This is a genomic window from Halomonas sp. AOP27-A1-41 (assembly GCF_052378605.1).
In the GTDB taxonomy this organism is placed as follows: domain Bacteria; phylum Pseudomonadota; class Gammaproteobacteria; order Pseudomonadales; family Halomonadaceae; genus Vreelandella; species Vreelandella citrativorans.
This window is the reverse complement of the sequence record NZ_JBQSXT010000022.1, coordinates 52091-63446: the sequence shown is the minus strand read 5'-3', so window position 1 is coordinate 63446 and position 11356 is coordinate 52091. Positions and strand designations below refer to the sequence as shown.

Genomic DNA, 11356 nt, shown 5'->3' with positions numbered 1-11356 from the left:
ACCGAAGGGCGCTGCCCGTTCGATGTGGGGCGTATTCTACCCACTTTTCCTGATGGGTCAACAACTTTTTGCAATTACTTTAAAGCACTAACGCATTGATACAAGAAGCTAAGTCAATAGCCCTTATACGCTAGTCAGCCTAATACTCGACCACATCAAGGCGGGCCAGCAGCTCTTGGCGCCTGGATTCCGTTGTAAAGGCTTCCTTTATGGCATTACGGTTAAGAGTCAGGAAAGCCTCTTCATCCCAGCCGAATGATTGAGCACAAGCGATGTGATTAGCCAATAGACCACCACCAAAGTAAGCCGGATCATCCGAGCTAATCGTCACATTAAGCCCTTTATCAAGAAGGGCCGGCAGAGGATGATCGGTTAAGCTATCAACCACATTTAAACTTACGTTGGATAAGGGGCATACGGTCAGCACGGTTTGCTTTTGATATAGGCGCTCCACCGCTTCGTCACTCTCCAGACAGCGGATACCGTGATCAATGCGGCACACATCAAGCAAATCCAATGCCTCAATGATATAGGAGGCCGGCCCTTCCTCTCCTGCATGAGCTACCCGAGCTAGGTCCAACTCTTGGGCGCGTTTAAAAACGGCAACAAATTTTGAGGGTGGATGGTCGCGCTCAGCACTATCCAGACCAATGGCGTCAAGCTCACTCCAGTAAGGTGCTGCCTGCTCCAGCACTTGAAGTGCCTCTTCGGCAGGCCGGTCACGCAAAAAGGCCATGATCATTCCGACACTTAAATCCAGAGACTGCTCTGCCTCTTGCTTGGCACGCAGTAATCCGGACATGACCACGTCCAGAGAAACGCCGCGCTGTAGATGTGCCTGAGGATCAAAATGTATATCGATATGGACGACACCCTCACTACTAGCGCGCTTGAAATAATCCATCGCCAAGTCATAAAAATCCTGCTCATGACGAAGAACGCTCATGCCCTGGAAATAGAGGTTCAAGAAACCTTGTAGATCTTTAAACTGATAGGCTACCTTGGCCTCCTCGACGGAGGAATAAGGTAATTCGATACTGTTTCGCTCTGCCAGAGCAAACATAAGCTCCGGTTCCAGCGAGCCTTCAATATGCAAGTGAAGCTCGACTTTAGGGAGGTTACGTAAAAAATCCTGCATCAATTTTCCTTAACGCCCAACTCAAGCGGTTACTTACCTGAGCTGAGCTTCCCGGCACTTAAGTGCCAGTGATGGGTTATCTGTCGCGTTAGCAAGCTACCCACTTCATGGTGAACAAAGAAGATGGTGGTGCGCCCGACTAACCAGCGAGAAAGCGTGTTAGCTACTATTACGGCCGTATCATGATCAATCGCCGCAAAAGGCTCGTCTAAAATAACCACCGAAGGGTCCATGAGCAACAGCCGAGCCAGCGCCACCCGCCGCGCCTGCCCACCAGACAGTTGCTGCCCTCGCTCACCTACGGGTGTTTGCAACTGGCCCGGAAGAGATTGAGCCCACCCATCGAGCGCTACTGCTTTCAGCACATCCCAAAGCGCTTCATCATCAGCATCAGGATTCCCCAAGCGTAGATTTTCTTCCAATGACGCATCGAAAAGGTCTACCTGCTGGGTTAACAAAGCAATGTGTTGCGAACGCTCCTGCTCTGGCACAGCAGTAGGCACGCAGCCTCCTACATTAACCACACCTTTAGAAGGAGCAAGCCGCCCCGTCAAAAGCGCCGCCAGGGTACTTTTACCCGCACCTGAGCGCCCGGTAATGATAGCCCACTCCCCCGCTGCCAAATGAAATGAAACACTATCGAGCGCTGGCATCAGGCTAGAAGGATAACAATGCGTGACTTTCCGCAACTCAAGATCAAGCTGTTGGCCGGAAAATGACTGGTGTTGACTCTGCTGGCACTCGGGCCCAAGTGCATTTAAACGCTCTGCTGCAGCGGCACTGCCCCCCAAACGTGCGAAAGCACCCGGAAGCGGTACAAAAACTTCATTCACACCTAGAATCACCAGCAGCAACATCACCAGAATAGGCCCGGTTATTACCCCACTCGCCACCTGCACGCCACCCAGCCATACAACGCTTAACAGCAGCAACCCGGTAATAACGCTAATGAGGCTATCACCCATAGCAACGCTTCGGCCAAGGCGCCGTTGATTATCAAGCGCTGCATCTTCGTGCGCCTCCACATGCTGACGGTGCCACGCAGCGCTGCGATAGGCAATTAACTCAGCTGAGGCCTGCAACTGATCAACGACCAACCGCCGTAACCCTTCCTGGTCAGCCACTTGGCGATGACTGTGCGCATACCCCAAGCACGCCATGCCATAGGTAACACTCGCCCACAGAACCAGCAGAACCACGCCGACCCACAGCGCTAACGCAGGCAACCAAATAGCAATAAAGAGGGTTAACCCCACAATAACTACCAAGCTAACCAGGGGTGGCATCAGCAAACGAAGATAAAGATTATCGAGAGCATCTATATCAGCGGTTAAACGTCCCAGCCAGTCACTGACACGCTCGCGCTGCAACGCCGCCTCATCCAATCGCATAAGCTGGCCAAACACGCGGTAGCGTAAATCAGCCAAGAGGCGAAGCACCGTATCGTGATTATAGAGACGTTCTATATAGCGGGCGACAGTACGTAATAGCGCAAAGAAGCGTATTCCTCCGCCAGGTACGTACACATCCAACTGAACAGGTAAGCCAAGCAAAAAAGCGATGCCCGCTAATGCACATGCGGTAATAAACCACCCAGAAAGGCCCAGCAGTGAAAGCCCCGCAGCAAGCGTTAAGCAAATAAGGAGCGCGCCGATCGCGAACCGCCTTCGACGCTTCATCATTAACGCCACCCAGGGCGACAATGCCTGGCGCGCTTGGGACAGCTCACTTTTTTGTGAGGACGCATTAGGTTGCATCACGCACCTCCTTTAAACGGCCGTCCTGCATATAAAAGTGGAGCTGAGCCGCCTTAATTGCAGCCGGGTGATGCGTTGCCATAATCACCGTACGCCCCTGTGCAGCCCATGCTAACAATGCACTAATCACAGAGGCTTCGGTTTCAGCATCCTGGCTTGCTGTAGGCTCATCGAGCAGGATTAAATCAGCATCACTTAAATAAATGCGCGCCAACGCCAGCCGCTGGGCCTGACCACCCGATAACCCCACTCCGCGCTCTCCTATCATGGTATCCAAACCATCAGGCAATTGGTTTAGAAGCTCCTCCAAACCAGCCTGGTGAAGTGCTGAAAGCATTGCGGGAGTATCGGCATCAGGGTTTGCCAGCCGCAAGTTATCCGCCAAGGTGCCATGCAACAGGCCCGGCTGCTGGTCCAGCCACGCGTAACGCGGCTGAGCCAACTGAAGCGTGCCGCTTGATGGCGTCAAAAAACCGGCCAATAACGCCAACAGTGTCGACTTCCCGCTCCCGGATGGACCACTAATCGCAATGACACTGCCTTTTTTGATCGTCAGATCCATTGGCCCTAACACCCGACCGCGGATCGGATAGTCAACGCTGACATTTTGAAGCACTGCAATATCGTCATCAGTTGCAGGCTCATCAAACGTACTTCGTTGTATGCTCGACTCATTCAGCACCGTTACCAGGCTTTCTGCGGCACCTAAAGCAGTAGCACGATCATGGTAGTGCTGTGACAAGGTGCGTAACGGCTGGAAAAACTCAGGAGCGAGCAGCAATACGGCTAAGCCCGTAAAGAGCGTTAAAGAAGGTGCAGGCCCGTACTCAATATATCCCAGTAAGCCAAACCCTACGTATATCGCTACTACGGCAATGGCGACCGACGCGAAAAACTCGAGCACTGCAGACGATAAAAAAGCCAAGCGCAACGTTCGCATGCTTAAACGACGGTAATCATCTGTTGCCCACCAAACGTCCTGATGAGCACTCGCCGTGCGACCAAATAGCTGAAGCGTCGACATTCCACGAACACGGTCAAGAAAGTGGGCAGAGAGCCGTGCAACCGCTGCAAACTGGTCCCGATTTATACGCTCAGCTCCCATACCTACTAGTGCCATGAATAGCGGGATAATGGGCGCAGAAAGCAACAAGAAGAGAGCAACGACATAATCCAGTCGTAGCATCACCAATAGAATCAGTAGCGGTAAGAGAGAAGTAATTCTTAGCTGCGTATAGAAGCGCGAAAAATAGCCATCCAGTGCCTCTATATTTTCTACCGCCTGCGTCGCCAAGGCGCCGCTTTGATGATAAGCCAACCACACAGGACCCAATATCCAGCATTTATCCAGCAGTTGACGTCGGGCGTACTGGCGGATACGTAGGCTAGCCTCCAGGCTTATTACCTCTTGCCCCCACAGGCATACTCCGCGCCCAAGCACGCACAGCGCCAGCCCTATTAATACGTTTAAAAACGGATAAGGCGCTTGTTGATCAATAACCAACTGCTCTACTAACCAGGCCAATCCCACTACAATAATAACCGTTTGAACCCCAGCTAAAATGCCAAGAAAAGCGGCGAGATTTAATCTTCGCCGCTCTAAGGTTGCCAGCATTTTTAACCAGGAGCGCGCGGTTAGCGACTGCTCCGTCATCTGATTGCCTCTGGCTTAATGATAACCTTCACCTACACGCACCTTGCCGCGAAATACCCAATACGTCCATGCGGTATACATCAGGATAAAGGGGATAACAAAGAGCACACCAATCAACAAGAAAAGCTGTGACTCAGGTGCTGACGCCGCATCCCACAAGGTGTAGTTAGGCGGCACTATCATCGGCCATTGGCTCACGATCAAGCCCAGATAGGTAAATACATAAATACCGATAGTCGCAAGGAAGGGATAGCTCTCACGGCGCTGCTTTACCGAGCGGTATACAAGAAAGGCGAAGAAGAGCGCTAGCGCTGGGAAAATCCAGATCAAGTGCAGATGACCAAACCAGCGATCCCAAACAACCGGGTTCACGAACGGCGTCCAGATACTAACAATGGCGAAGACCACTAGCACCATTGCCAACAGCATAGGCGTGATTTTATACGCCCAATCCTGTACGTGGCCTTCCGATTTTAGAATCAGCCAGGTTGAGCCCAAAAGCGCATAACCTGCCATAAGCCCCAAGCCTGTTAACACCGTAAACGGCGTTAACCAATCAAAGGCGCCCCCGGTATAAACAAAGCCTTCGGTTTGAAAACCCTGAATATATGCACCAACCACAGCGCCTTGAGCGAACGCAGCGACCGCCGAACCCCAGGCAAAGGAGCGATTCCACCAGCGGCGGTTACGGCGCGACTTAAAGCGGAATTCAAACGAAATGCCACGGAAAATCAACCCTGCCAGCATCAAGAAAACACCGATATAGAGTGCCGGTAAGAAAATCGAGTAAACCAAGGGAAAAGCTGCTAACAAGCCAGCCCCCCCCAAAACCAGCCAAGTCTCGTTACCGTCCCAGACCGGTGCCACAGAGTTCATCATGACATCACGAGCTTCTTCATCAGGGGCAAAGGGAAATAGAATTCCCAAGCCAAGATCAAAGCCATCCATCAGTACATACATGATGACGCCGAACCCGATAATGCCAGCCCAAATAATCGACAGATCAAACATTTCCATGGTTAGCTCCTCGCCGGATCAATGTCATCATCAAAAGGGGTGTGGGCGGCAGAGAGTGGCCGCTTGGGACGGTCAGCATCCCTATTAACAGACGCCTGTTCTTGCTCAGGCAACATGCCGTTGCGAACCACCCGGGTTAGATAGTAAATACCAGCATAAAAAACCACCGCATATACCAGCACATACCCAATAAGCGTAAACAGCGCCATCCAGCCTGTTAGCGAAGGTGTCACACCCTCTGCATGAGACATGATGTTGTATACCAGCCAAGGGGACCGACCTACTTCGGTCACGATCCAGCCAGCCAGAACCGCAATGAAGGGTAAAGAAATCATGCCGACCAATGTTTTCAAAAACAGCTGACTCTCATAAATACGTTGATTGCGCCGCAAGAATAAGCCTACAAAGGAGACAGCAATCATTATTAAGGCAATGCCAACCATCACCCTAAACGCCCAAAAGACGATGGCAACAGGAGGCTGGTCTTCAGGTGGCACGGCCGTAAGCCCTGGAACTTCACCATGCAGCGAATGGGTAAGTATGAGACTGGCCACGTTAGGAATGCCAATCTCATAAAGGTTTCTCTGCGCCTCCTGGTCCGGTAGCGCAAACAAGAGCAATGGCACGCTGGTAGATGTTTCCCAGTTCCCCTCCATTGCTGCGACCTTCGTTGGCTGATATTTGAGCGTATTCAACCCGTGGGAGTCGCCTATAAACGCCTGAAGAGGCGTCAGGAAAAGCAGCAACCATAAGCACATGGAAAGCGCACGACGGTTAGCCTCTGGATCTCTTCCACGCAACAAAAACCAGGCGCTAACGCCTGCCACGACAAACCCGCCGGTGATAAAGGAAGCTACAGCCATGTGTGCAAAGCGATGAGGGAAGGAAGGATTGAAAATCGCGTCAAACCAGGAAATCACATGGAAACGATTGTCGATCAACTCAACGCCTGCCGGTGTATGCATCCAACTGTTTGCCGCAAGGATCCAGAACGCTGAAATAAAGGTGCCCAGCGCCACCAAGGCAGCCGCCATCAAATGGATACCCTGTGGCACTTTTCCACGGCCAAACAGCAATATGCCAAGGAAGGCAGCTTCAAGGAAGAAGGCTGTCACGACTTCATAACTGAGCAAGGGACCTATAAAATTGGAGGTCGCCAGAGAGAAATTACTCCAGTTCGTACCGAACTGAAACGACATCACGATTCCCGACACCACCCCCATGCCAAAAACTACGGCAAATACTTTCGTCCAGAACAAGGCCAAACGGTCCCATGCAGGATTTTGCGTCTTAAAAAAAAGTGCTTGTAAAAGCGCAATATAAGAGGCCAACCCAATGGTGAAAACCGGAAAGATCGTGTGAAAACAGATAACAAACGCGAATTGTATTCGCGACAGCATTAAGGGATCGAGTTCCATTGCACGCTCCTAACCTGAATTAATACCCCAGTTTTTGTTAACGCAAGCTTAGCTGAAACTTAAAGATTCAGCCTTTAATTATAAGCATCTAGCCTGTTTTTATTTATATTGCCATATTACTGGCTTACATCTCACTATACACCGGTCTATCTTTCGCAAAGCGTGTCGCATTGACGCACATCAAATAATGCCAATTATTCATTAAGATAATACGACAACGCTTATCATATATCCGGTATACGCAATAAAAAGCGTAAAAAGAACAGCGCCTTCGAGGCGATTAATTCGACGCGGACGCCCTTTCCAGGAAAATGCGAAGAGAACCATTAGCAGGGTCATGCAGGTCATAATGCTCCAATCACGCACCAGCACTTCCCGCCCAGCATCAATAGGTGCAATAACCCCCGCAAGCCCCACTACAGCAAGGCTATTAAACAAGTTAGAACCAACAACGTTACCCAGCACCATATCGTGCTCTTTACGGCGCAGTGCGCTAATCGAAGAAGCAAGCTCGGGCAGTGATGTACCAACGGCTACGACGGTTAGCCCGATAATCAAGTCACTCACGCCAAAACGTTGCGCAATTTCTACCGCTCCCCAAACCAACATACGCGAGCTTGCAACCAAAAACACCAACCCAACCAACGTCCACATAATCGCTTTACCACGCGACATGGGATTACTGTCCAGCGTCTCAGCGACTTCCTCAACCAGCGCATCGTCCTTTTGCTTTTTTGAACGAAAGATGCTTACGCCGATAAATATGACGAGGGCTACCAATAAAAGGGCCGCTTCCCAGCGAGACACCCAACCATCCCAGAGCATAATCCCAGTGATCAGTGTGACCAGAATTAAAACCGGCATCTCTTTGCGGATGACGCTGGAGTGCACAGCTAACGGTGCAATGAGCGCAACAAAACCCAATACCAAACCAATATTGGCAATATTGGAACCATAGGCATTCCCTACTGCAAGCCCGGGATTCCCCTGCAAGGCTGCCAATACTGACACCATCATCTCAGGGGCTGAGGTACCGAATCCAATGACCAACATACCAATCAATAAAGGCGAAAGACCGAGCCAACGTGACGTTGCAGCTGCGCCATCAATAAATTTCTCAGCACTCCAGATGAGCAACACCAGTCCCATCGCTACAGCTACAAGTGGAAGCAACATTTTATTTCCTTATGGCAGAATATTAGGCACTATCGCGGCTGCATCCTTGACTAACCCTTCAGTCGGGTCAAGCATCGGGTTATGCCAGCATGGATCTATTTGGGTTTGATATAAAAAAGGCCCGGTGTTCATTCGGTTTACATCGCATTCGCAGTGAGAGTGTCCCCTTTGCCCCACTTCCGTTTATTAAAGCGTTCCTCACTTTCCGTTAATGCGCCTCTAGTGGATCGGCAGCCACCTGAGTCTCGCGTTCAGCGTCGACGTTTACGCGCCTGCCATGAGTGCGACTGGGTATCCGCGCTGCCACCCTTACGCTCGGGCGAAAAGGCCAGCTGCCCGCGCTGCTCACATGTACTCGTAAAACGCCACCGCTACCCCGCTCAGCGCAGTATGGCACTTGCCATTGCGGCATTAATTGCATTAATCGTGGCTATTTCGTTTCCGTTTGTAAGCTTCAGCGTTAGTGGCGTCGGCAATCGCATAGAGCTGTCACAAACGGCCACCACGTTAATTGCCTTTCACCAACCGGTCGTGGCCATTATCGTCATCATGACCATCGTTGTGCTGCCGACCCTTTATCTGCTTAGCGTGATTTGGCTGCAGCTGGGGCTTTTACACGGCAAGCCACTCGCCTATAGTCGCGATATTGCCCGCTCACTTGCCCACTTGACGCCCTGGATGATGGCGGATGTCTTTATTATAGGGGCACTAGTAAGCCTAATTAAAATAGCCGGTATGGCGCAAATTGAGTTGGGTATCTCCTTCTGGGGTTTTTGCGTCTTTGCGGTACTTTTATTAATGACCATCCAGTCCATTGATGCCGACTGGATGTGGTTTTCCCTCGAAGGAGAACCCTTGGCGCCAGAGGGCACCCAAACAGGAGCAACCGCCGCTAGTCAGCGCCTAACAGGCTGTCCAACCTGTGGGCTTGTCAATTCACTCACCCCAGGACATAAATCTCGCTGCATTCGATGTCATGAGAAACTTCACTCCCGACTCCCCTATAGCTTACAACGCACCTGGGCACTGCTAGGCGCAGCGACTGTCATGTATATCCCTGCGAATGTTTACCCTATTATGACCACGACGAGCCTGGGGCATAGCGGTTCTTCGACCATCATAGGAGGCGTCGTTGAACTGATTCAGATGGGCTCATGGCCAGTCGCCACCGTTATTTTCGTTGCCAGTATTATTTGCTGGCGCTTTCATGGCTATGCATTGTCGTTCGAGGCAACAGCCAACCCAATACCATCAGCCGCACGCGGCTTTATCGCATTACCGAATTTATCGGACGATGGTCGATGGTTGATGTTTTTGTAGTGGCTATTCTGGTTGCCTTGATACGCGCTGGCTCACTTATGTCGATCACACCAGGTCCTGCCGCGCTAGCGTTTGGCTCGGTCGTGGTATTGACAATGCTAGCCGCTATGACGTTTGACCCCCGCTTAATATGGGATGCTCCTACCAAGGCAGCGCCCACATCAAATAATAGCCACTCTGGGAGCCATTAATGGGTAACGACACCCCCATAGCTAACAAGCAAGAGCCTGACATGAACAAAGCCAGGCCTTCGCCGCAATCACGCATCTCCCCTATTTGGATTGTGCCTTTTGTGGCTATCATTATTGGGCTATGGCTGGTGTACGATAATTACACCAGCCGCGGCACACTTATCACATTAACCATGAACAACGCCGAAGGTATCGAAGCGGGAAATACCTCCATCCGCAGCCGCAACGTTGAAATCGGCCTCGTGCAAAATGTCCAGCTCTCTGAAGACCTAAGCAGTGCTGTGATTACAGCACGCATTCAGCCTCAGGCTGAAGCCTTGTTGCGTGAAGATAGCCGCTTTTGGGTGGTAAAGCCTCGTATCGGGCGTGAAGGGATTAGCGGCCTAAGTACTGTCCTGTCTGGCGCTTATATACAGCTTGAGCCAGGCAGCTCCGAAGAACAGCGACGTAACTTTCCGGTAAGCGACGTCCCCCCTGTCGCCACGGCCGGCATGGCCGGCATCAATATCAATCTCATTAGTCAACTCGGCAATTCGTTGCGTGTCGGCGACCCGGTTTCCTACCAGGGCTATACGGTGGGCCGCGTTGAAGAAGCAAGTTTCGACCCCGAATCACGCACCATGCATCACCAGGTATTTATCGAAGAGCCCTATGCACTGCTGGTGACCGACAGCACCCGCTTCTGGTCCTCGAGCGGCATTGACCTGCGCCTTGATTCAAATGGCTTTCGGGTTAACGTTGAATCACTTGAAACCCTGTTAGGCGGAGGTGTCACGTTTGGGGTGCCCGAAGACTTACCAATGGGACGCCCTGTAGAAGCGGGCGCCCGCTTTAATCTGTACGGGGATGAGGATGATGCTCGCGAGGGTACCTTCAATCAGTACCTGGAATACGTTCTGTTAGTGGATGACACCGTTCGCGGCCTTTCACGCGGTGCGCCCGTCGAGTTTCGAGGTGTTCGCATAGGCACCGTGGCCGCTGTCCCCTGGAACTTTACATCACCACAGCCGAGCTCACGCGCAAGCTTCGCCATCCCCGTACTCATTCGCCTTGAGCCCCAGCGGCTTGGCATCGAGAATTCGGATATTGATTTGGAAGAGTGGGAAGAGCGCTTTAACCGCATGTTTACGCTTGGCCTTCGTGCGTCGCTTAAAAACGGTAACCTGCTAACCGGCGCTTTATTTGTGGATCTGAACTTTCAGCGAGACACCGACGAGGACTACATTGCGTCGACTTTCTCTGGCCGCACGGTTTTCCCCACGGTGTCGGGTGGTTTTTCCCAAATCCAATCCCAAATTACCGATCTACTCGACAAGCTGAACGCGCTTGAAGTGGAGCCCTTACTGGCGGGCATGGACAGTAGCTTACAAGCCTCTGAAAGCATGCTTAATGAGGTCCGCGGTGTCAGCGAGTCGCTCAACCAGCTGCTAAGCGACCCTGAAACTCGTGCAGTAGGCGGCAACCTCAATGCTACGCTTAACGAGCTTCAAAGCACCCTCCAGGGCGTATCGCCTACCTCACCGGCTTACCAGGACCTGACGTCGGCCATCGAGCGCCTGGATCGATTAATGCGCGATCTTCAACCACTAACCCGCACACTGAACGATAATCCGCGGGCGCTGCTGTTTGATAATCTGGATACTCAAGATCCTATACCGCGCGCACCGCGCTAAACAGGGGAATAT

7 protein-coding genes and 1 pseudogene are annotated in these 11356 nt (G+C 51.7%); 2 read left to right on the top strand and 6 right to left on the bottom strand.

The window, feature by feature from the left end:
* Positions 1-139 precede the first annotated feature (139 nt).
* The 6 genes from ACT3TC_RS13900 to ACT3TC_RS13875 form a co-directional block, all read right to left on the bottom strand.
* The gene (locus ACT3TC_RS13900; RefSeq protein ID WP_444640415.1) at positions 140-1138 is read right to left on the bottom strand and encodes an adenosine deaminase; all 999 of its coding nucleotides are present in this window, start codon (positions 1136-1138) and stop codon (positions 140-142) included.
* Positions 1139-1167: 29 nt separating this feature from the next.
* Positions 1168-2895, bottom strand: a complete 1728-nt coding sequence (gene cydC / locus ACT3TC_RS13895) for a thiol reductant ABC exporter subunit CydC (RefSeq protein WP_444640414.1) — start codon at positions 2893-2895, stop codon at positions 1168-1170.
* Positions 2885-4549 (bottom strand): thiol reductant ABC exporter subunit CydD, encoded by a 1665-nt coding sequence (gene cydD / locus ACT3TC_RS13890; RefSeq protein ID WP_444640413.1) that lies wholly within the window; start codon positions 4547-4549, stop codon positions 2885-2887. Before cydD ends, cydC begins: the two co-directional genes overlap by 11 nt.
* A 15-nt stretch (positions 4550-4564) precedes the next feature.
* Complete coding sequence (cydB, locus tag ACT3TC_RS13885; RefSeq protein ID WP_444640412.1) at positions 4565-5566, bottom strand: cytochrome d ubiquinol oxidase subunit II; 1002 nt, start codon at positions 5564-5566, stop codon at positions 4565-4567.
* A 2-nt stretch (positions 5567-5568) separates the two neighbouring features.
* Positions 5569-6984: a cytochrome ubiquinol oxidase subunit I gene (locus tag ACT3TC_RS13880; RefSeq protein ID WP_444631628.1), complete on the bottom strand. Its 1416-nt coding sequence runs from the start codon at positions 6982-6984 to the stop codon at positions 5569-5571.
* 201 nt (positions 6985-7185) lie between these two features.
* The gene (locus ACT3TC_RS13875; RefSeq protein WP_444640411.1) at positions 7186-8160 is read right to left on the bottom strand and encodes a calcium/sodium antiporter; all 975 of its coding nucleotides are present in this window, start codon (positions 8158-8160) and stop codon (positions 7186-7188) included.
* Between the two features lie 168 nt (positions 8161-8328).
* Here ACT3TC_RS13875 and ACT3TC_RS13870 point away from each other — a divergent pair.
* Together ACT3TC_RS13870 and pqiB are read left to right on the top strand one after the other, a co-directional pair.
* A pseudogene (locus tag ACT3TC_RS13870) lies at positions 8329-9671 on the top strand (PqiA/YebS family transporter subunit).
* Positions 9671-11344: an intermembrane transport protein PqiB gene (gene pqiB, locus ACT3TC_RS13865; protein WP_444640410.1), complete on the top strand. Its 1674-nt coding sequence runs from the start codon at positions 9671-9673 to the stop codon at positions 11342-11344. The pseudogene ACT3TC_RS13870 and the gene pqiB overlap by 1 nt, the downstream one beginning before the upstream one ends.
* The last annotated feature ends 12 nt before the right edge of the window (positions 11345-11356 follow it).

Coding starts and splice junctions, on each gene's coding strand:
- ACT3TC_RS13900 (WP_444640415.1), bottom strand. CDS start 1,138: ATGCAGGATTTTTTACGTAACCTCCCTAAAGTCGAGCTTCACTTGCAT.
- cydC (WP_444640414.1), bottom strand. CDS start 2,895: ATGCAACCTAATGCGTCCTCACAAAAAAGTGAGCTGTCCCAAGCGCGC.
- cydD (WP_444640413.1), bottom strand. CDS start 4,549: ATGACGGAGCAGTCGCTAACCGCGCGCTCCTGGTTAAAAATGCTGGCA.
- cydB (WP_444640412.1), bottom strand. CDS start 5,566: ATGGAAATGTTTGATCTGTCGATTATTTGGGCTGGCATTATCGGGTTC.
- ACT3TC_RS13880 (WP_444631628.1), bottom strand. CDS start 6,984: ATGGAACTCGATCCCTTAATGCTGTCGCGAATACAATTCGCGTTTGTT.
- ACT3TC_RS13875 (WP_444640411.1), bottom strand. CDS start 8,160: ATGTTGCTTCCACTTGTAGCTGTAGCGATGGGACTGGTGTTGCTCATC.
- pqiB (WP_444640410.1), top strand. CDS start 9,671: ATGGGTAACGACACCCCCATAGCTAACAAGCAAGAGCCTGACATGAAC.